This is a genomic window from Paraconexibacter sp. (assembly GCF_059438195.1).
Genome location: NZ_JBLKKY010000008.1, coordinates 1 through 17595 on the forward strand (window position 1 = coordinate 1; position 17595 = coordinate 17595).

A 17595-nucleotide genomic window follows, 5' to 3' on the forward strand; every position below is an offset into this window, starting at 1 on the left:
GCCCGCCGAGCGCGGCCCAGGTCGTCGCGGCGAGGACGGCGGCGCCCGCCCGACCGCGCCGCGCGGCGGCGCCCGCCGCGAGGGCCGGCAGCGCGACGAGCGTCGCGCAGTACGCGGCGCCGACGGCGCGTGAGGGCCGGTGCTCGCGGCGCTCCGCGAGCGCGGCGGCGACCCCGAACACCGCGACGGGGTGGCCGCGACGCGGGTCGGGGACCACGCGGTCGAGGGCCCACCCGGCCAGGAGGGCGTGCGCGGTCACGCTCCGACCGGTCGGTTCGCGGCGGCGACGGTCCAGCGGCCGTCGTGGGCGTGCAGGATCGTCGCGTGCAGCGGGGCGACGTCGATCCGCCAGAACGCCTCGGGCGGGGCGCCGAGCGCGTGGACGACCGCGGCCTTCACGACGCCGCCGTGGGTGACCGCGACGGTCCGCGCGTCACGTGCCGCCTCACGGTCGAGCCAGGAGCCGACGCGGCGCAGGAGGGCGAGCAGCGACTCGCCGCCGTGCGGCGCGGCGGCCGGGTCCGTCATCCATGTGCGTGTCGCGTCGGAATCGGTCTCGGTGACGGCGGCGAGCGTCCGTCCCGCCCAGGAGCCGAAGTCGGCCTCGGCGAGCGCCGGCTCGTCACGGACGTCCGTGAGCCCGAGGAGGCGGGCCGTCTCGCGGGCGCGGCGCAGGGGGCTGCTCGCCGCGCCGTCCCGCGCCCACCCCGCGGCGGCGACGGCGGGGGCGAGCGCAGCGGCGTCGTCGCGCCCGCACGTGTCGAGCGGGTCGTCGGCGGTCGGGAAACCCGCACGAGCGGCGGCCGAGGTCCGGGCGTGGCGCAGAAGCACGAGACGGTGCACCGGGGTGGACGGTCAGCCCGCGACCGCGGCCCGCTGCGCACCCGCGGTGCGGGCCGCTCGGTCCGAGGCGATGCCGAACCCGATGCCGAGCACGGCCCAGAACACGGCCTGCGTGCCGAGCGAGCTGAGGCGGAACTCCCACAGGAGCGACGGCGGGAAGCCGGCGGGGACCTCGTCGATGGCCGGCAGGAGCGCGACGAGCGCGCCCGCGACGAGCACGTAGGTGACGATCATCGCCAGCGGGCGCCGCCACGGCTCCTCGCCGCCGGCCTCGGCGCTGCGGCCGGCGCGCGCCGCCGCGACGAACGCGAGGACGGCGCCGACGACGAGGACGACGTAGAGCGCGGTCCGCTCCCCGATGGTGTCGGGATCGCCGACGGCCGGCGGGTTCGCCGGGTACTTCACGAACGGGAGGAGCGCGAGGGCGAGGAACGCGCCGAACGCGACGAAGGTCGCGAGCTGCCAGTCGCTGCGCGGGCGGCCGCGGCCCCTCAGCGCGAGGAAGACGGCGGCGAAGACGCCGCCCATCGCGAGTCCGTAGAGGCCGTAGCCGAGGAACAGGCCGCCGCGCTGCGCCTCGCGGGTCACCTCGAGGTCTGAGATGTGGGCGGGCACCGCGAGAACGAGGCTCGCCTGCGCGGCGCCGGCCTCCTCGATGTCGATGGCGTCCTGGACGAGGGGCTCACCGACGACGTACGCGAACAGGCCCGCGAGGAGCCCGGCGAGCACGCCGACGAGGAGCCCCCGCTTCACGGGGGTCCAGATCATGGGGGGTCCTCCTGGCGCTCAGTGGCAGGGGACGCCGAGCAGATGCCGGGCGTCGTGCACGAGCTCGTGGAGGAACGCGCCGGTCTGCGAGACGGCGCCCTGGTCGAACTGCACCAGGTAGACGAGGAGGAGGAGCGCCGCGGCCGTGAGGAGGGCCGGGGCGAGGTCCCGCAGGGGGACGGGGGGCGCTGCGTGGTTCATTCGTGCCTCCCGGGATCGAGCGTCCCGTGTCGTGGGCCGTGACGGGCGGAGTGTCCTGGCTCCCGGATCGCTGCTCCCCCCGCCTTCCAGTCCGTGTGGACCGTGGCTTCATGGGGTTCGCTCCCCGGACACAGTGGCGCGACCGCCCCGGTCTCTCACCGGGTTCCTTCGCGCCGTCACGAAGTACGTCCGGCAACCTAGCGCGTCGCGACGACGAACGTCAACGCGACGGCGCGGCGCTACCCTGCCGCCCCGTGTCGCGACGTCCCGATGCCTTCACGCGGCCTCCGACGCCCGCCGGCTTCGATGCGTCGAGGGCCGCCGAGCGTGCCGCCGACCCGACCGGGTGGCGCTACGACGACGCCGCCCGCGAGGTCGTCCACCGTGTCATCGCCGATCGTCGCGACATCCGTCGCTTTCGTCCCGACCCCGTGCCCGACGAGGTTCTGCGACGTGTGTTGCACGCTGCGCACCGCGCCCCGTCGGTGGGTCTCATGCAGCCGACGCGGCTCGTCATCGTCCGCGACATCGCCACCCGCAGCGCGATGCGAGCGATCGCGCAGCGCGAGCGCCTGCGACAGTCCGCGCGCTTCGACGAGCGCTCGGCGCACTTCCTCGATCAGAAGATCGAGGGGGTCGTCGAGGCGCCTCTCGGCGTCGTCGTGTGCTGCGATCGCGGCGAGGACGGCGCCGTCGTGCTCGGCCGGGGGACGATCCCCGAGACCGACGTCTACTCGACGGCGTGCGCGGTGCAGAACCTCTGGCTCGCCGCGCGGGCCGAGGGGCTCGGCGTCGGTTGGGTGAGCTTCTACCGGCCCGACGACCTCCGCGCCCTGCTCGGGATTCCGGACCGCGTCGAGCCGCTCGCGTGGCTGTGCCTCGGCTGGCCCGACGAGCGTCCCGAGCGGCCGGGCCTCGAGGCGGCGGGGTGGGGGGCGCGGCACGACCTCGACGCCGTCGTCATGCAGGAGCGCTGGGACGAAGGGGCGCCGGTGAGCGCGACCGTGCGCCGCTCGGTCGGCCCGGACCGCGAGTCGGCCGCCGTCGCGCGCGACCGCTTCGACGAGCTCGTCGCCCCGACCGGCAGCCTCGGCGCTCTCCAGTCCCACGTCGAGCGGTGGGCCGCGGTCACCGGGGCGGCGCCGCCGACCGAGCTGCGGGCCGGCGTCCTCGTCTGCGCCGCCGACCACGGCCACGTCGCGCGCGGCACGAGCCTCTTCACCGACGGCGTGAGCACCGACATCGTCGCCGCGACGGTGCGGGGCGAGACCGCGTCGGCGGTCCTCGCGCGCGGCGGCGGCCACCGGCTCCTCGTCGCTGACGCAGGACTGCGCGGGCCGCACGTCGACGGCGCCCGCGACGTGCGGATCCGCGACGGCAGTCACGATCTCGTCGTCACCGACCCGCTCACCGCCGAGGAGGTCGACGCCGCGATCGCCGCGGGCGTGCAGCTCGCGGAGGAGCTCGCCGGCGACGGTGTCGACGCGCTCATCCTCGGCGAGATCGGCATCGGCAACACGACGACCGCCGCTGCGCTCGCCGCGGTCCTCGGCGTCGCCGAACCGGCACGTCTCATCGGCCGCGGAGCGGGGGCAGATTCCGCCGCTTTGCAGCGCAAACGCGAGGTGATCGAGGCGGTCGTCGCGCGCGTCGCGGGGGAGGGCGGGGTGACGGGCGGACGCGACGCCCTCCGCGTCGCGGGCGGGTTCGAGCTCGCGGCGCTCGCCGGCGCCGTCGAGGCCGCCGCGCGCCTCCGTCTCCCGGTCGTCCTCGATGGATTCGCGACCGCCGTCGCGGCGCTGTGTGCGGTGCGGGACGACCCGCTCGCCGGCGAGGTTCTCGTCGCCGGCCACCGCTCCGCTGAGCCCGCCCACGCGCTCGTCCTCACCGAGCTCGGGCTCGAGCCCGTACTCGACCTGAGGCTGCGGCTCGGCGAAGCGTCGGGGGCGCTCCTCGCTCTCCCGGTGCTGGCCGCGGCCGGTCGGCTCCATCGTGAGATGGGGGCGTTCGCCGAGGCGCCGTGACGAGCGCGTCTGCCGCGCCCGCGGCCTCGTCGCATCGTGGCGGGGTGTGTTGCGGCGGGGACGCTGGGTCCACGCGGAAGGGGAAGAGCCGCGCTGGAGTTCGGTCCGGGTCCGCGCGCGCACGGCCGACGCCCGCGGCGGCAGTCCCTCACGCCGCGGCGCTGACGATCTCGGACGAAAGGCTCTACGGCTGACGCCGGTCTCACGCGGTCGGATCGCGACGCACGAGTCCCGGTTTCATCGCCTGGAGCATGTTGACCATCGCGTCCCAATCCTCGTCGCTGAGGGGGAAGGCAGCCTGGAGCGTCGCCCAGCCTCCGGGCGAATACGGGATCTGGACCGACGTCCGGTCGGGACCTTGGGTGTGCCCAGCGACAGGGTCAGCTATGGCGTGGACGAACGGGTTCGCGGGGCGTGGGGGGTCCGCTCCGCGTGGTGGCGCGAGGTCCAGGGAAGCGTCCGCGGGCGCATCGTCTCCCTCGTCGGACTCCGGGCCGTCCGCGCCCTGCGACGACCCGCCGACACCGGCGAAGTCGAGCGTCGCACGGAGTCGCGAGAGGAAGTCCTTGGCTGCGCCCTCGTCGACGAAGCCGAGATCGAACAGGAGGTAGCGGAGCACGATTCTGTCGTCTGGGAGCGGCACATCGAAGTGGTCCAGCACCTGACGATGGATCTTCGGTCGCAGGGCGGCCTCCCGGACCAGTTCCAACCACCTCGCCGTCGAGCGGTCGTCACTGGAGAACGCAACGTCTCGGCCTTCGTCCGTCAGGGCTAGGAGGCGGTTTGCCCCGTCACCCACGTCCTTGACGAACCCGAAGCGCTTGAGCGCCGCTGCGACGGTCTTGCCGCTGCTACTGGTGGGTTTGAAGCCCCACTCCTCGGCAGCGGTGTCGATCGGGACCGGGTGGCGCGGCGAGATCTTGTACAGGTCGACTGTGCGCTCGATCGCTGTCTTCAGATCGATGGCTGGGTAGCCCGGGTTCCGCTTGCGTGCTGGTGCGTCGGTGTCGGCCATACACAGGAGTGTACCAGTCTCTTGGATGAAGCTGAACTGCTTCTGTCTATGCGCCCTGTATTCTTGACATCGCGAGGTGTACGGAGACATCAGCACTTGACTTCCACCGACCTCACCAGCCACGTCAGTAGAGCCGGCGCGACGATCGGAGGGGCAGCGCTCGGCTTGCCGGTCTGGCTGGTGGTCGCCGCCCTCGTGGCGACGGTGGCAGTCGATCTCGTGTGGCGCATCTACAGCCAGCCGGGCCTCTTCCAGCAGTGGCTCGATGTCTGGGACTCACGACGCAGCTGACCGCGCGCGCGAGTGAGCGACGCCTGGGAGGAACGGCCCACGGTAAGCCACCGCGGCCCGCGATCTGCGACCTGGCGACCCGACCCTGCGGGGTCTGCTGTCCGGCCTACTCCTCGCTGAGCGAGACGCTTCCCGGGCACGCCCGACCGCCCCTTCGCCCTTGCCCTCACGCGTGAACACGGGCACCGAGGCGTGCCCCGGGAACCCTCGGCCCGACGACGTGGCCCGCCTCGCACCGTGTGTCGTTCAAACGACGCTCCGCGTCGCCCGAACGCCGCACGTCCGCAGCGCCCCGCGCCGCGCCGCCGACGCGCCGCGCATCCTTCTCGCTCAGCGAGAGCTTTCCGAGGCACCCTCGCGCGTGAACCCGGACGTCCGCGGTCGGTGGCCGCTCGACTCGGTGCGCGAGCCGACGTGGGAGCTCGTTGCGCTGACGCGGCGGAAATCACGTGCCTGGCCGCCGGCGTTGAGGCCATGGTCAAGGCCGGCGCCGTCGAAGATAGCCCCCTAAGCGCTACCCACGAGCGCTACCCACGAGCCGAATCCGCGCTCTCACCACGCCCCGCCCAAAGAGAAACCCCGCGATTTGCGGGGCTTCTCTGCAAGCGGGCGACCGGGCTCGAACCGGCGACATTCAGCTTGGAAGGCTGACGCTCTACCAACTGAGCTACACCCGCAGAGCGGACTGAAGGGTACCGGGTCCGCACAGGTCCGTCTCGGCGTGCGTCATGAGAGGGTGGGGCGATGAGCGACGAGAACGATCGGGCCCTCGCCGGGCGCGTCCTCGCGATCGCCGGGGCGACGGGCGGCCTCGGGCCGAGCGTCGCGCGCCGGTTCGCCGCCGCGGGGGCGACGCTCGCGCTCGCCGACGTCGACGGGTCGGCCGTCGAAGGCCTCGCGCAGGACCTCGGCGTCCCGGGCAACCGCGTCGACGTCCGGGCGGTCGACCTCCTCGACGAGGACGCGGCGCGCGCGTGGCGCGACGATCTCCTCGAGCGGTTCGGTCACGTCGACGGCCTCGTCCACCTCGTCGGGGGCTGGCGCGGCGGCGAGCCGCTCGAGACGGCGCCGCTCGAGGACTGGGCGGTTCTGCACGACCTCCTCGTCCGCACCGTGCAGCACACGACCCGGGCGTTCTCGAACGCCCTGCTCGACAGCGGGCGGGGGAGGTTCGTCCTCGTGTCGAGCGCGCAGGCGCAGCGGCCGGAGCACGGGAGCGCCGCCTACGCGGCGGCGAAGGCGGCCGCCGAGGCCTGGACGCTCGCGCTCGCCGACGGGTTCGGTCGCGCGGCGGCGGAGGAGACGCCGCCCGGCGCACCGCGACGGCGGGCGACCGCGAACATCGTCGTCGTCGACGCGATCGCGACCCCGGAGATGGTCGAGGACAAGGACGACGACGCCTATGCGTCGTTCGCCGACGCCGACGACATCGCCGCGCTCATCGCCATGGTCGTGGGGGACGGCGCGAGCGCGATGAACGGCCAGCGCATCGGGCTCCACGGCGGCACGCGCCGCTGACCGCACCCGCACTGACGTTCCTCACGCCCAGCGTGAGGAACGTCAGGGTCGTGCGCGCGCGGGGCGCCTGCACGCCCCCAAGGAAGTGCGACGGTGCCCGCGGTTGGCGCGCGCACGTCCGGGTACCCGTCGGCGACCCCGGCGAAAGGAGACCACCGTGGCGAATCCCGTCCCGACCGGCAGCGACGTCTCGGCCGGCACCTACCGCTGCACGAGCTGCGGCTACGAGCTCGAGGTGGGCTCGACGACCCATCTGCCGCCGTGCCCGTCGTGCGGCAACAACCGGTTCGACACCGTGAGCGGCGGGGACAGCGTCCACGACCCGTACCCCGACCGGCCGGACAAGCGCCGGTAGCGAGGCCCGCCGCGTGCGTCAGGCGTCGGCGGTCGCGCCCGCCGGCGCCGCGCGCCGCGCGAGCTCCTCACGGACGACCGGCACGACCTCCGTCCCGAAGAGCTCCATCGAGCGGAGGACGTCGACGTGGTCGACCGCGCCGACGCTCATCTGCGCGAGGTAGCGGTCGTGGCCGAAGAGGTCGTGCTCCATGAGGAGCTTCTCGGCGACCTCCTGCGGCGAGCCCGCGGCGACCGCGCCCTGCGGTGAGCGCAGCGCCTGGAACTCGCGCATGCCGGACGGCGGCCAGCCACGCTCGCGGCCCACGCGGTTCATGACCTCGAGGTACGCGGGCGCGAACGACCGGTCGACGTCGACGACGCTCGGGGCGACGAACGCGTGCGTGTTGATCCCGACCTTGGCCGCCTCCGGCGGGTGGCCGCCGCGCTCGACCGCCTCGCGGTAGAGGTCGACGAGGGGGGCGAAGCGCCGCGGCTCGCCGCCGATGATCGCGATCATGAGCGGCAGGCCGAGCAGCCCCGCGCGCGCGACGGACTGCGGCGTGCCGCCGACCGCGATCCACACGGGCAGCGGGTCCTGCACGGGACGCGGATAGATCGACGCGTCCTCGAGCGGCGGCCGGTGCCTCCCCGACCACGTCACCGGCTCGCCGGAGCGCAGCCGCAGCAGCAGGTCGAGCTTCTCGGCGTAGAGCTCGTCGTAGTCCTCGAGCCGCTGACCGAAGAGCGGGAAGGACTCGGTGAACGACCCGCGGCCGGCCATGATCTCGGCGCGGCCGCCCGAGACGAGGTCGAGGTGCGCGAACTGCTGGAAGACGCGCACGGGATCCTCCGAGCTGAGGACGGTCACCGCGCTCGACAGGCGGATCCGCTCGGTCTGCGCGGCGATGGCCGCGAGCGCGACGGGGGGAGAGGAGACGAGGTAGTCCGGCCGGTGGTGCTCGCCGACGGCGAACACGTCGAGCCCCAGCTCCTCGGCGAGGCGCGCCTCCTCGAGGAGGTTCCGCATCCGCTGCTCCGGGGACTGGCCGGCGGCGAGGTCGGCGAAGGTTGCGAGTCCGATCTCCATGCCTGCACGGTAGCAGGTGGTTGCGCGCGCAACTAGTGGACTAGATCCAGCCTCGCCCCTTGAACACCGCGTAGAGCGTCCCGCTCACGCCGAGCATGAGGACGAGCGCGAACGGATACCCGAGCTCCCAGGCCAGCTCGGGCATGTCGTCGAAGTTCATGCCGTAGACCGTGCCCACGAGCGTGGGGGCGAAGAGGATCGCGGCCCATGCGGAGATCTTCTTCACCTCCTCGTTCTGCGCGTTCGACACCTCGTTGAGCGACTTCGTCTCGAGCGTGAGGTTGACGCTGAGGATGTTCTGCAGGAGGTGGCGGAAGCCGTCGGCCTGCTCGACGACCCGCGTCGCGTGGTCGTGCACGTCGCGCAGGTAGCGGGTCTCCTCCGAGCCGACGGCCTCGTCGTCCATGAGACGGGTGAGCATCCCGACGAGGGGCTGCGTCGCCCGCTGGAAGGCGATCACCTCGCGGATGAGCTCGTAGATGCGCCGCGAGACGTCCTGCGAGGTCCCGCCGAACACCTCGTCCTCGATCTCGTCGATGTCGTTCTGGATGCCGGCGAGGACCGGTGCGTAGTCGTCGACGACCTTGTCGAGGATCGCGTGCAGCACGGTGACCGGGCCCCGCGCGAGGAGGTCCGGACGACGTTCGAGTCGCTCGCGGACGTCGGCGATGTCCGGCACCTCGCTGTGGCGGACGGTGACGACGAACCCGGGCCCGGCGAAGACGTGGATCTCGCCGAAGACGACGGCCTCCTGCGCGTCGTCGTAGCGCGCGGGGCGCAGCACGCAGAAGAGCGTGTGCCCGTAGCGCTCGAGCTTCGGCCGCTGGTGGGCCTCGAGCGCGTCCTCGACCGAGAGCTCGTGGAGGCCGAACGCGTCCGCGACCCCGTCGAACTCCCGCTCCGACGGCCGGTAGAGGCCGACCCACGCCATGACGTCCGGCTCGCTGCTGCGCTCATGGAGGTGCTGGAGGTCGAACGGGCCCTCGTCCCGATGCCCGCCCCGGTAGAGCGCCTGGTCGACGATCACCCCGCGGACGCTACCCCGCGCGGGCGACGACGCCGAGAGTCATGGGCCTCGCCCGGCTTCCTGTCGACGAGCGCGCCACCCGCACCACCGGCCCCGCGCCCGGCGCGGTACCCTGTCGGACGACACGGGGAGTGGCGCAGTCTGGTAGCGCACCCGGCTGGGGGCCGGGCGGTCGCAGGTTCAAATCCTGTCTCCCCGATGCTCGAAAGCCCTGCAAATGCGGGGCTTTCGGCGTTATCGGGTACCAATCGAGGTACCAAGTTGCGGCGATCGGCGTCAGGCCGCGAGCCGACGATCGCGTCGGCTCTTGCAGCGCTTGAGCCCGCACGTGACCGCGTCTCGGCGCGACGAGACGAAGAACTCACCGCACTCGGGACACTTGCCGAAGGTGCGTGAGGCCCACTCACGGACGTAGTGCGAGCCCGGCGGCGGCGACGACGCCGGCAAGAGCGCGGTCGCCGTCCCGCGGCCCGAGAAGGCGGCAGCGATGTCGCTCAGTGTGCAGGACGGAACCCGCTCGTCGGCCGCCATGTGCCGACACCGCCTGCAGCGACGCGTGTGCGGCCGCTTCGTCGAGAACACCGCCGTGCACGAGTCGCAGACGCCTAGCCGGACGGGCGAGCCGTACCACTCGCCTGCGACCGTGCACGCTGCGTCGGTGCCGCTACCCAGCAGGCGGCGGAGGTGTCCCGAGACCATCTCCCATGCCAACAGGTCGGCGATCGCGCTCGGCGCTAGGACCACGGTCGGCCGCACGAAGCGGCCGGCCCTGCGGAGCAACCCGCGGAACGCGACGGGCTCGAGTGCGGCGAGCGGATCGCCGCTCGGCTGTCGCATGTCCTCGTCTCGGAGCACGCGGACGACGTCGGCGAGCTCGGCGAGGGGGACCGTCGCCTCCCAGTCCTCGTCGAGCCATCCCACGGGCGTCGGCAGGCTGGGGGGGTTGGCCCAGCGGTGGAGGGCCGCGAGCACCATTTCGCCGTAGGGCAGCGCCTCCAGTTGAGCAGGCGTGAGGGTCCACGGTTCAAGTTCCGGGGTCGCTCCGGGGGACTTCCGTACGGAGCTCTTCCGTGTGGTCGACGGTGGCGACATGACGCCGACTACTTCTACCAGCGACCGCGGCGCCAGACTCCGGGCCGCGCGCGAGGCGGCAGGTCTGAGCCGCGCTCAGCTGGCAGCCCTGTGCGGGCGGTCGATCGCATCGCTCGCGAACATCGAGCTCGGCGCGGTGCCCAAGCGCAGCGCCGTGCTCGAGGAGGCACTCGCGGCGATCGATGCCTACCTCGCGACCCCGGAAACGAACGAGGGCCCCGCCGCTAACGGGACCCCCGCCAAGACGCGCGACAGCACCGCGCATGCCCCAGGGTAGTCGGGCCGCAGGTCGGCCCGATGATGCCGACCTCGCTGAGATCATCGCCGCGCGCGTTGCCGCGATGCTCGCGGCCGCAGGGCCCGAGCCTCTTCTCGACGCCGACGGCGCTGCCGAGCTCCTATGCGTTCCCACGAGTCACGTCCGCGCGCTCGCGCGCGCCGGCAGGCTCCCGCATGTCAGAGTCGGCGAGAAGTACGTGCGCTTCCAGCGGGCCGAGCTCGTCCGATGGATCGAAGAGCAGCGCGCGTCATGACCCGCGAGCAGCTCTCCGAGCGCGCCCATCTCGCGGTCCTCGCCTGCGGCGGCGCCGCGCCCCCGGCTCTCATCGAGGATGTGCTTGCTGCGCACGCCGGGCAGCACATCGCCCGGACGGTCATCGCCGAGACGATCGTTCGCGGCCGGCTGCGCCTGGATGACGACGGGCTCGTGCGCCCCGTCGGGACCAAGACGGACGACGGGGCGAGTGCGTGAGGGCGTTCGATCACATCATGCTGCACACGAAGGCGGGCGCCTCCTCGAAGCTCGGCCGCCTCACGCCCGCGGAGCGCTGGGCATGGGCGGGCGGGGTTCTCTGTATCGCGGGCGACGCCGATCGCCGCGGCACCCTCACGATCGGTGACGGCATCCCGGCCGACGAGCGCGACGTCGCGCGCAAGGCCGGCGTCTCCTTGAGTGTCGCTAGGAGCGCGCTCGTGAAGATGCGAGAGCTCGGAATGCTGCACGCCGACGAGCACGGCGTCGAGTACGTCCACGACTGGGACGAGCATCAGCCGCAGCCGAAGCACGACCGAACCGCGGCTGAAAGGAAACGGCGTCAGCGGGAGCGCGAGCGCGCCGCCCGTGCCGCGACCGTCACGCCGGCGGTCACGCATGAGTCACGGCGTGACAACCGTGACGTCACGCCCCGGGAAGAAGAAGGAGAAGGAGAAGTACCGCAGCAGGAGGACGCGCGGGCGGGCGCGCGGGCGGGCGCCTTGCATCCGGCGCTGCCCGAGGTCCTCGAGATCCTCGGGGCGGCTCCCGGGCTCGTCGTCGAGCCGATGGCGGTCGAGAGCGCGTGTCGCGCCGGCGGCGATGAGCTCGACCCGGTCGCCGCGGCGTACACCGTCGCTTCGTGGGCGCACGAGGGCGGCCTCTCGGTCACATCGGCGTCTCGGCTCCTGCACCGCGCGCTCGATCGGCAGCGAACGGACGCCGCGAAGCGAGCCAAGCAGGTCGCCGCAGCGCCGGTCCGGGGGCAGCGCTCGCCGAACGGCGGGAACGGCGGGAGCCGCACCGACCGCATCCGCGAGCAGGCCGAGCGCCTCGGCGCGGCCGAGGAGGCTGGTCGATGACCCTCCGCGAGTGGGTTGAGACGCAGGCTGTCGTCGCCGCGCTGTGGCCGCACGCCCGCGAGCTCGACGACGCGCAGCTGCAGATCCAGCACCGCCTGCTCGCCGGCCTGGACCGCGACGATGTCGTCCGCGCTCTGCAGGCAGAGGCGCGGTCGGGTGCCGCGTTCCCGCCGACGCCCGGCCAACTCGCGAAGCGCTGCGCGCAGTCGGCCGCCGGCGGCGAGGCGCTGCCCTGGACTGCGGTCGCCGCCCTCCTGCGGCAGGCCGCCTCGCGGTTCGGCCGGGCGCGCGAGGCCGAGGCGCTCGCATGGCTCGCCGAGCAGTCGCCGCACGCCGCGCGGTTCGCCCTTGAGCACGGATGGGCGCAGTGGTGCGCCGAGCCGATCGACGACCCGCAGCACGGCGGCGCCGTCCTCGTCCGCCTGGAGCGGTCCTACATCAGCGTCGCGGCGGCGCTCGACACCGAGATCGCCGAGGGCCGCATCCTGCCGCGCGTCCGCGAGCGGCTCCGCGCGCTCGAGACGCGCACAGCGCCGCGCACCGGTCTCCGTCGCCTCGACGCGCGATCCGCAATCGGCGCCGAGCCGCCCGCGCTCCCCGCCGGCGACGACGATGAGGCCGCCCCGTGAGCCGAGCGGCCCGCATGAGCACACCACTTCACCCGGCCGCAGTCTCCTCCTCCTGCGTCCGCGTGAGGGCACGCTCGCCGCGTCCGGCACTCCTGGAGCTGGACGCGCAGCGCGCAGCCTCGGAGAGCCCGCCGCCGCCGCCGACAGAGGACGACGGCGCGGCGGCGGGCCCCGAACCCACCCGAGCGAACGGCGCGGCGACGACATGAGCGTCCACCCGGTCACCCGCGGCGATGGAACGCGGGCGTGGCGCGTTCGGTGGCGGGAGGACGGCCGCAACCGCTCGCGCCGGTTCGAGCGCAAGGCAGATGCCCAGGCGTGGGACGTCGAAGTCAAGCGACGTCGCCAGCTCGGGCCGCTCGCGGTCTCGCAGATGACGAGCAAGGGCCCCACGCTCGGCGAGTGGATCGCGGAGCGCTGGGCGCCGCAGCACGTCGCCGGCCTCGAGCAGTCCACCCGCGAGCTCTACGCCCGGATCTACGTCGATCGGCTCGAGCCGTGGCTCGGGCACCTCCCGCTGCAGGACCTCACCGTCTCCCGGCTCCGCGAGTGGCAGCGCGACCGGCTCGCCGATGGCCTCTCCCCGGACGCGGTCGTCAAGGCGCGCACCGTCCTCTCGAGCGTCCTGCGGCACGCCGCCGAGAGCGAGGCGATGCCGAGCAACCCGATCACCCTCGTCCGGCCGCCGAAGCGCGACCAACGCGACGAGGTCGACCCGCTAACCCCCGCGCAGATCGAGGCCGTCCGCGCCCGGCTCGGACCGCGCGACGCAGCGCTCGTGAGCGTCCTCGCCTACGCCGGCCTGCGGCCCGGCGAGATGCGCGGCCTCCGCTGGGGCGACATCCGCGAGCGCACGATGCTCGTGCAGCGCGCCGTCCGCCCCGACGGGACCGCCAAGCCGACGAAGACCCGGAAGGCGCGCACCGTCCGGCTCCTCGCCCCGCTTGCTGAGGACCTCGCCGCGTGGCGCGCCGAGAGCGGCGGCCGCGCCCGCGACGTCATCTTCGCCACCCGCGCCGGCGACTTCTGGAACGGCGACGCGTGGGAGAACTGGCGCGCCCGGGTCTGGCGGCCCGCCTGCCACGCCGCCGGGCTCGACCCGATCCCCCGGCCCTACGACCTGCGGCACAGCTTCGCGTCGCTCCTCCTCGCCGAGGGCCGCACCGTCCACGACGTCGCGACGCAGCTCGGGCACTCGCCCGAGCTCACGCTGCGCACCTACGGGCACGTCATCGACGAGTACGCCGGCCTCCCCGCCGGCGACCGCCCCGACGCCGCGGCCGAGATCGCGACCGCCCGGACGAAGTGCCACGCCGACGTGGCCGCCTCGTTCCCCTCGCCGAAGCGAACCCGAGCCGACCGCGTGACCGAACCGCCGACGGACACGGGGCGCGGCGCGCCCGCCGACCGCGCCGAGGACGGAGAGCCTGGGACGCTGCCACCCATCGCGCCGGACGTGGAGGCCGGGGGCGCATGAGCGACGCCATCCCGCACGTCCGGATCACCGGCGCGCTCCTCTCCGGCCCGACCGCCTACGCGCTGGCCCGCGGGATCGACGCCGAGGAGGTCCTCGACGCCCTCCGCGCTCGCGGGTTCGGCGAGCAGTGGCTCGAGGAGGCTCGCCGCGGGCTCGCAGCGATCGAGCGCGAGGCCGAGGCATGGGGCGAGGCCGCACGCGCTGAGGTCGAGCGACGCCGCGGAAATGCGGAAGTTCCGCGCTCCCCGGCTGTGCCACCGTCGCCACCCATGACCGACCCGATGACGACACGAGAGGCCAGCGCGGTGCTCGGGATCTCCGATCGGCAGGTACGCAACCTCGCCGCCGGCGGCGCCCTCCCGGCGCAGCGCGACAGCCGTGGATGGGCGCTCGACCGCGCGGCGGTGCTCGCCCGCGCCGAGGCGGGTGAGGCGGCATGAACGGCGCGACCCGCCGCCACCCCGTCGGGCGCATCCTGCAGGACGCTGCCCTCGGCGAGAAGCCGACGCGCGGCGACCTCGACGCGCTCGGCCTCCCCGCCGGCCAGCGCCGCCGCCTCGGCGAGGCCGCCTCGCGGGCCGTGGCCCTCAAGCGCGACGGCGCGAACCAGGCCGCTCGCCGCTGCGCGGAAGAGGCGGCCGTCGCGATCATCGCCGCGCTTCCAGAGGACCAGCGCGACGCCGAGCCGCGACCCGATCCGCTCGCCGATGTCGATGACCCCGCCGAGCTCGCCGCGCGCGTGCAGCGGTGGTGAGAGGACAGCCATGACTCAGCACACCGTCACGCCCCGCAAGATGTTCCGGTCGGCCGAGGATCGCGAGCGCGAGGAGGATGAGGCACGCCAGATCCGCTGGCGCGCGCGTCACGCCGCCGAACGCCGCGGCGATCCGCCGCGCAAGACGTTCGACGCGCGTGTCGTCGCGTTCGCCTTCCACGGCCACCAGGACGAGCTCGAGGAGCTCGACGCCCTCGCGGCTCGTCGCCGCGCCGAGCTCGACGAGCAGGCCCAGCGCGAGCAGGACCGCTTCGCTCTGCAGCACGAGACGCGCGCCGTCCTGCGCGAGTGGGACGCGCAGGCCGCGGCCGAGCGACAGGCGAAGGCCGAGGCCGAGGCCCGCCGCCGACTCGGATGGGACAAGGCCACGTGAACTTCGGCGCGCGTCATGGCCGCGTGAACGACCGCCGCGTCCCCGCGTCACCTCCTCGCGGGGCGCGGCGGTCGCCGGAGCCCCCTGGGGAGGGCTCCCCTCGACGCCCGGAGCGCACCGCCGTGGTTAGCACCAGCGACCGTGTACGGAACCCGAAGGCCGTCATCCACCCTCGTCGGGGCCCTCATCGACCCCCGGGGGTGGACCCCCTCGAGGCGGGGAGCGCACCGCGCAGGGGGGCGGCTCGCGGTGCGTGCACTGCGGTCACGGCCGGTTTTCCCGGGAGCGTCGATGCCTGAGCGGCGTATCCCGCGCGCTCCGAAGGGGCTCGGCGCGGCCGGCCGAGCGCTGTGGCGGCAACTGCACCACGCGCTCGACGACGACCAAGAGTTCGACGAGCGCGAGGCCGCGATCCTCACACTCGCGTGTCGGCAGGCGGACGACGTCGCCGCGCTCGAGGGCGCGCTCGCCGAGCACGGCGTCGTAGTGAGCGGATCGAAGGGCCAGCCGCGCCTGTCGCAGATCGTCGGCGAGGTCCGGCAGGGCCGGCTGGCGCTCTACCGCCTCCTCTCGGGCTTCGACCTCACCGACGCCGATGGGGTCGAGCGCTCGCTCGCGTCGGCTCGCGGCCGAAAGGCCGCGCGGGCCCGCTGGGACCGCCGCGACGAGCTCGCCGCGCGCAGGAGATCCGCCGATGCCTCGCAGGCGCCGCGACCTCTCCCCGCCGCGGGACGTCCTCGACGAGCGCGAGATCGCCGCCGCGGACTACGCGATCCGCTGCGTCGAGCGCACCGGCCTCGCCTCCGACCCGCCCGACGAGACGCTCCGCGGCGCCGTCCTCAACGCACGGGCGGCGACGCAGGATCTCGACGTGCCGACGCCCGCCCGGCTCGCCGCGCTCCTCGACGAGCTCGAGGTCCGCGGCGTCAACGCGCGCGCCGCGGCCGAGCGCGCCCGCTCGGCGTGGCTCGAGACCGACGGTCGCCCGTGGGTTCACCGCGGATCCGCTGCGGCGCACATGACGACCGAGGAGGACCCGAACCGATGAGCCGAACGATGGACGACGAGATCCGCCGCCGCGCGGGCCGGCAGACATCCCCCGAGGCGCGCGCGGACGCGCAGGCCGCGCAGGAGCAGCGCGACCAGGCCGAGCGGGAGCGGCGCGAGCGCGAGCAGGACGCGACGCTCGCACGCGCCCTCGATGAGAACGCCCGGCGGGCCGCGCAGGAGCGCGAGACCGCCGACCGCGAGGCGCGCGAGGCTGCGCTGCGCCGCGCCGGCTCGTTCGACGGCGGCAGCGGCGAGGGCCGCGCCAGCCACCACGACCGCAGCCCGACCGCCGACCTCGAGGACGCGCTACGCGCCGCCGCCAACGGCGAGCTGCGCGGCGTCATCGGATCGAGCGACGTCCTCGGCGACGCCGCATGAGCCCCCACGACGTCATCGCCTGGGCCGACGAGCAGCTCACCGAGCAGCGCGAGGCCAACGCGCGCGGCTACGCCCGCGCCGAAGCGCTCGCCGAGCTCCGCGGGCTCCTCGTCGAGCTCGCCGCGGCCACCGGCCGGACCTTCGTCTTCGCCGAGGACCTCGCCGACCTCGCGTCGAGCGAAGAGCAGCACGCCCACCTCAAGGCGCTCCTCGGCGCCGTCATCGACAACAACACCACCCCCGACCAGGAGGACCCCGCACCATGAGCACGACCACCCCGCACACCGCCCTCGACGTCCGCCGGGAGCACGCGCGCCGCGCCGCGGCGAAGACCGACCCGGCCGTCACGCGCCGTCAGCGCCACCAGCGCCTTCGCACCGTGAACCTCCCGACCACGATCAGCGACAAGCCGATCGCGAAGGCCGCAGCCGAGTACACGCGCCTCGTCGGCGAGGCGAAGGCCGCCGACGCGCGCGCCGCCGATCTCGAGCAGAGCCGCGGCACCGCGCTGGCCGCCGACGAGCAGGCCTACGCCGCCGCCATCCGCGCCGGCAAGCCCGACCCCGGTCAGCAGCACACCCGCAACGCCGACGAAGAGATCGTGCAGGCTCGCCGGCACGCCGACGCGACCGCGCTCGCCGCCACCCAGGCCCTCGACGACCTGCAGGCCGTTTTCGGCGACGGCCGCGAGCGCTGGGAGGCCGCGCTGCACAAGCAGGTCGACGCGCACCGCACAAAGCTCGCCGAGATCATCGACGCGCTCGAGAGCGAGGTCTCGGCGCTCGCCGAGGCCCGCGCCACGCTCGACTGGCTCGACGGTGGCCCCGAGCGCGGCCGCTTCCTGCCCGAGAAGCGTCGCGGCGCGCTGCCCGGGCTCCGCGGGCCCAACGGCGAGCCGATGCGCCTCGGCGCCGTCCTCGGCGCCCTGCGCGTCCTCGGCGACCCCGAGCCCAGCGCATAGGGGCCTAGGCGACCCCGAGCGCAGCGCATAGGGGCCTAGGCGACGGCGCGCCCGCCGCCTCGTGCGGGTCGCGCCGCGCTCGCCGGGAGCGTAGGATCGACCGCCGAACCCACAAGCGGGGCCGGCGGTGCGCGAA

The 17595-nt window shown here is 74.2% G+C and carries 25 protein-coding genes, 2 tRNA genes, 1 pseudogene and 1 riboswitch; of the genes and pseudogenes, 18 read left to right on the forward strand and 10 right to left on the reverse strand.

The window, feature by feature from the left end; translation table 11 throughout:
- The 4 genes and pseudogenes from ACME2J_RS04355 to ACME2J_RS04370 form a co-directional block, all read right to left on the reverse strand.
- Window positions 1-259, reverse strand: a pseudogene (locus tag ACME2J_RS04355) (cobalamin biosynthesis protein); the annotation flags it as partial.
- Window positions 256-843: a histidine phosphatase family protein gene (locus ACME2J_RS04360; protein ID WP_495543653.1), complete on the reverse strand. Its 588-nt coding sequence runs from the start codon at window positions 841-843 to the stop codon at window positions 256-258. The pseudogene ACME2J_RS04355 and the gene ACME2J_RS04360, both read right to left, overlap by 4 nt.
- A 12-nt stretch (window positions 844-855) precedes the next feature.
- Window positions 856-1611, reverse strand: coding sequence for a CbtA family protein (locus tag ACME2J_RS04365; protein ID WP_495543654.1), 756 nt, complete (start codon window positions 1609-1611; stop codon window positions 856-858).
- Between the two features lie 18 nt (window positions 1612-1629).
- On the reverse strand, window positions 1630-1812 hold the full coding sequence (locus ACME2J_RS04370) for a CbtB domain-containing protein (protein WP_495543655.1): 183 nt from the start codon (window positions 1810-1812) through the stop codon (window positions 1630-1632).
- Window positions 1813-1861: 49 nt separating this feature from the next.
- Window positions 1862-1980: riboswitch (cobalamin riboswitch) on the reverse strand.
- Between the two features lie 86 nt (window positions 1981-2066).
- Between ACME2J_RS04370 and bluB the strand changes: the two genes are divergently transcribed.
- Entirely contained in the window at window positions 2067-3836 is a 1770-nt protein-coding gene (gene bluB / locus ACME2J_RS04375) for a 5,6-dimethylbenzimidazole synthase (protein WP_495543656.1), read from the forward strand.
- Window positions 3837-4038: 202 nt separating this feature from the next.
- Here bluB and ACME2J_RS04380 read toward each other — a convergent pair whose 3' ends face one another.
- A complete protein-coding gene (locus ACME2J_RS04380) occupies window positions 4039-4851 on the reverse strand; it encodes a hypothetical protein (protein WP_495543657.1) in 813 nt (270 codons plus the stop codon).
- A 96-nt stretch (window positions 4852-4947) separates the two neighbouring features.
- Between ACME2J_RS04380 and ACME2J_RS04385 the strand changes: the two genes are divergently transcribed.
- Window positions 4948-5142, forward strand: a complete 195-nt coding sequence (locus tag ACME2J_RS04385; protein WP_495543658.1) for a hypothetical protein — start codon at window positions 4948-4950, stop codon at window positions 5140-5142.
- A gap of 604 nt (window positions 5143-5746) precedes the next feature.
- Here ACME2J_RS04385 and ACME2J_RS04390 read toward each other — a convergent pair.
- A tRNA-Gly gene (locus ACME2J_RS04390) sits at window positions 5747-5819 on the reverse strand.
- Window positions 5820-5886: 67 nt separating this feature from the next.
- On the opposite strand from ACME2J_RS04390, the gene ACME2J_RS04395 reads away from it, so the two are divergent.
- Complete coding sequence (locus ACME2J_RS04395; protein ID WP_495543659.1) at window positions 5887-6660, forward strand: SDR family NAD(P)-dependent oxidoreductase; 774 nt, start codon at window positions 5887-5889, stop codon at window positions 6658-6660.
- Window positions 6661-6817: 157 nt separating this feature from the next.
- Window positions 6818-7015, forward strand: a complete 198-nt coding sequence (locus tag ACME2J_RS04400) for an OapC/ArvC family zinc-ribbon domain-containing protein (protein WP_495543660.1) — start codon at window positions 6818-6820, stop codon at window positions 7013-7015.
- 18 nt (window positions 7016-7033) lie between these two features.
- Here the strand turns inward: ACME2J_RS04400 and ACME2J_RS04405 are convergent, their stop codons facing one another.
- Both ACME2J_RS04405 and ACME2J_RS04410 read right to left on the reverse strand, forming a co-directional pair.
- Complete coding sequence (locus tag ACME2J_RS04405) at window positions 7034-8083, reverse strand: LLM class flavin-dependent oxidoreductase (protein ID WP_495543661.1); 1050 nt, start codon at window positions 8081-8083, stop codon at window positions 7034-7036.
- A gap of 40 nt (window positions 8084-8123) precedes the next feature.
- Window positions 8124-9110, reverse strand: coding sequence for a magnesium and cobalt transport protein CorA (locus ACME2J_RS04410; protein WP_495543662.1), 987 nt, complete (start codon window positions 9108-9110; stop codon window positions 8124-8126).
- A gap of 125 nt (window positions 9111-9235) precedes the next feature.
- On the opposite strand from ACME2J_RS04410, the gene ACME2J_RS04415 reads away from it, so the two are divergent.
- A tRNA-Pro gene (locus ACME2J_RS04415) sits at window positions 9236-9309 on the forward strand.
- A 77-nt stretch (window positions 9310-9386) separates the two neighbouring features.
- Here ACME2J_RS04415 and ACME2J_RS04420 read toward each other — a convergent pair.
- Window positions 9387-10031 carry a hypothetical protein gene (locus ACME2J_RS04420; RefSeq protein WP_495543663.1) on the reverse strand — a complete coding sequence of 215 codons (645 nt, stop codon included), beginning with the start codon at window positions 10029-10031 and terminating at the stop codon, window positions 9387-9389.
- Window positions 10032-10182: 151 nt separating this feature from the next.
- Here ACME2J_RS04420 and ACME2J_RS04425 point away from each other — a divergent pair, with 151 nt between their 5' ends.
- The 9 genes from ACME2J_RS04425 (at window position 10183) to ACME2J_RS04465 (ending at window position 15070) form a co-directional block, all read left to right on the forward strand.
- Window positions 10183-10479, forward strand: a complete 297-nt coding sequence (locus tag ACME2J_RS04425) for a helix-turn-helix domain-containing protein (protein ID WP_495543664.1) — start codon at window positions 10183-10185, stop codon at window positions 10477-10479.
- Between the two features lie 64 nt (window positions 10480-10543).
- Window positions 10544-10735, forward strand: coding sequence for a helix-turn-helix domain-containing protein (locus tag ACME2J_RS04430; RefSeq protein ID WP_495543665.1), 192 nt, complete (start codon window positions 10544-10546; stop codon window positions 10733-10735).
- Entirely contained in the window at window positions 10732-10953 is a 222-nt protein-coding gene (locus ACME2J_RS04435; RefSeq protein ID WP_495543666.1) for a hypothetical protein, read from the forward strand. Before ACME2J_RS04430 ends, ACME2J_RS04435 begins: the two co-directional genes overlap by 4 nt.
- Entirely contained in the window at window positions 10950-11816 is an 867-nt protein-coding gene (locus ACME2J_RS04440; RefSeq protein WP_495543667.1) for a phage replisome organizer N-terminal domain-containing protein, read from the forward strand. Before ACME2J_RS04435 ends, ACME2J_RS04440 begins: the two co-directional genes overlap by 4 nt.
- Window positions 11813-12445, forward strand: a complete 633-nt coding sequence (locus ACME2J_RS04445) for a hypothetical protein (RefSeq protein ID WP_495543668.1) — start codon at window positions 11813-11815, stop codon at window positions 12443-12445. Before ACME2J_RS04440 ends, ACME2J_RS04445 begins: the two co-directional genes overlap by 4 nt.
- Window positions 12446-12650: 205 nt before the next feature.
- Window positions 12651-13922, forward strand: coding sequence for a tyrosine-type recombinase/integrase (locus tag ACME2J_RS04450; RefSeq protein WP_495543669.1), 1272 nt, complete (start codon window positions 12651-12653; stop codon window positions 13920-13922).
- The gene (locus ACME2J_RS04455; protein ID WP_495543670.1) at window positions 13919-14362 is read left to right on the forward strand and encodes a helix-turn-helix domain-containing protein; all 444 of its coding nucleotides are present in this window, start codon (window positions 13919-13921) and stop codon (window positions 14360-14362) included. The genes ACME2J_RS04450 and ACME2J_RS04455 overlap by 4 nt, the downstream gene beginning before the upstream one ends.
- On the forward strand, window positions 14359-14676 hold the full coding sequence (locus tag ACME2J_RS04460) for a hypothetical protein (RefSeq protein WP_495543671.1): 318 nt from the start codon (window positions 14359-14361) through the stop codon (window positions 14674-14676). Before ACME2J_RS04455 ends, ACME2J_RS04460 begins: the two co-directional genes overlap by 4 nt.
- A gap of 10 nt (window positions 14677-14686) precedes the next feature.
- Complete coding sequence (locus tag ACME2J_RS04465) at window positions 14687-15070, forward strand: hypothetical protein (protein ID WP_495543672.1); 384 nt, start codon at window positions 14687-14689, stop codon at window positions 15068-15070.
- Between the two features lie 264 nt (window positions 15071-15334).
- On the opposite strand, the gene ACME2J_RS04470 is transcribed toward ACME2J_RS04465, so the two are convergent.
- Window positions 15335-15547 carry a hypothetical protein gene (locus ACME2J_RS04470; RefSeq protein WP_495543673.1) on the reverse strand — a complete coding sequence of 71 codons (213 nt, stop codon included), beginning with the start codon at window positions 15545-15547 and terminating at the stop codon, window positions 15335-15337.
- Between the two features lie 217 nt (window positions 15548-15764).
- On the opposite strand from ACME2J_RS04470, the gene ACME2J_RS04475 reads away from it, so the two are divergent.
- The 4 genes from ACME2J_RS04475 to ACME2J_RS04490 are packed head-to-tail and all read left to right on the forward strand — an operon-like array spanning window position 15765 to window position 17459.
- Window positions 15765-16118: a hypothetical protein gene (locus ACME2J_RS04475; RefSeq protein ID WP_495543674.1), complete on the forward strand. Its 354-nt coding sequence runs from the start codon at window positions 15765-15767 to the stop codon at window positions 16116-16118.
- Window positions 16115-16498, forward strand: a complete 384-nt coding sequence (locus ACME2J_RS04480) for a hypothetical protein (protein WP_495543675.1) — start codon at window positions 16115-16117, stop codon at window positions 16496-16498. The genes ACME2J_RS04475 and ACME2J_RS04480 overlap by 4 nt, the downstream gene beginning before the upstream one ends.
- A complete protein-coding gene (locus ACME2J_RS04485; RefSeq protein WP_495543676.1) occupies window positions 16495-16764 on the forward strand; it encodes a hypothetical protein in 270 nt (89 codons plus the stop codon). The genes ACME2J_RS04480 and ACME2J_RS04485 overlap by 4 nt, the downstream gene beginning before the upstream one ends.
- Window positions 16761-17459 carry a hypothetical protein gene (locus ACME2J_RS04490; RefSeq protein WP_495543677.1) on the forward strand — a complete coding sequence of 233 codons (699 nt, stop codon included), beginning with the start codon at window positions 16761-16763 and terminating at the stop codon, window positions 17457-17459. The genes ACME2J_RS04485 and ACME2J_RS04490 overlap by 4 nt, the downstream gene beginning before the upstream one ends.
- Window positions 17460-17595: the final 136 nt, after the last annotated feature.

What these genes read in the sequence shown, in the direction of transcription:
- ACME2J_RS04365 (WP_495543654.1), bottom strand. Translation starts at nt 1,611, where the DNA reads ATGATCTGGACCCCCGTGAAGCGGGGGCTCCTCGTCGGCGTGCTCGCC.
- ACME2J_RS04370 (WP_495543655.1), bottom strand. Translation starts at nt 1,812, where the DNA reads ATGAACCACGCAGCGCCCCCCGTCCCCCTGCGGGACCTCGCCCCGGCC.
- ACME2J_RS04380 (WP_495543657.1), bottom strand. Translation starts at nt 4,851, where the DNA reads ATGGCCGACACCGACGCACCAGCACGCAAGCGGAACCCGGGCTACCCA.
- ACME2J_RS04395 (WP_495543659.1), top strand. Translation starts at nt 5,887, where the DNA reads ATGAGCGACGAGAACGATCGGGCCCTCGCCGGGCGCGTCCTCGCGATC.
- ACME2J_RS04405 (WP_495543661.1), bottom strand. Translation starts at nt 8,083, where the DNA reads ATGGAGATCGGACTCGCAACCTTCGCCGACCTCGCCGCCGGCCAGTCC.
- ACME2J_RS04430 (WP_495543665.1), top strand. Translation starts at nt 10,544, where the DNA reads ATGCTCGCGGCCGCAGGGCCCGAGCCTCTTCTCGACGCCGACGGCGCT.
- ACME2J_RS04435 (WP_495543666.1), top strand. Translation starts at nt 10,732, where the DNA reads ATGACCCGCGAGCAGCTCTCCGAGCGCGCCCATCTCGCGGTCCTCGCC.
- ACME2J_RS04445 (WP_495543668.1), top strand. Translation starts at nt 11,813, where the DNA reads ATGACCCTCCGCGAGTGGGTTGAGACGCAGGCTGTCGTCGCCGCGCTG.
- ACME2J_RS04450 (WP_495543669.1), top strand. Translation starts at nt 12,651, where the DNA reads ATGAGCGTCCACCCGGTCACCCGCGGCGATGGAACGCGGGCGTGGCGC.
- ACME2J_RS04455 (WP_495543670.1), top strand. Translation starts at nt 13,919, where the DNA reads ATGAGCGACGCCATCCCGCACGTCCGGATCACCGGCGCGCTCCTCTCC.
- ACME2J_RS04460 (WP_495543671.1), top strand. Translation starts at nt 14,359, where the DNA reads ATGAACGGCGCGACCCGCCGCCACCCCGTCGGGCGCATCCTGCAGGAC.
- ACME2J_RS04465 (WP_495543672.1), top strand. Translation starts at nt 14,687, where the DNA reads ATGACTCAGCACACCGTCACGCCCCGCAAGATGTTCCGGTCGGCCGAG.
- ACME2J_RS04475 (WP_495543674.1), top strand. Translation starts at nt 15,765, where the DNA reads ATGCCTCGCAGGCGCCGCGACCTCTCCCCGCCGCGGGACGTCCTCGAC.
- ACME2J_RS04480 (WP_495543675.1), top strand. Translation starts at nt 16,115, where the DNA reads ATGAGCCGAACGATGGACGACGAGATCCGCCGCCGCGCGGGCCGGCAG.
- ACME2J_RS04485 (WP_495543676.1), top strand. Translation starts at nt 16,495, where the DNA reads ATGAGCCCCCACGACGTCATCGCCTGGGCCGACGAGCAGCTCACCGAG.
- ACME2J_RS04490 (WP_495543677.1), top strand. Translation starts at nt 16,761, where the DNA reads ATGAGCACGACCACCCCGCACACCGCCCTCGACGTCCGCCGGGAGCAC.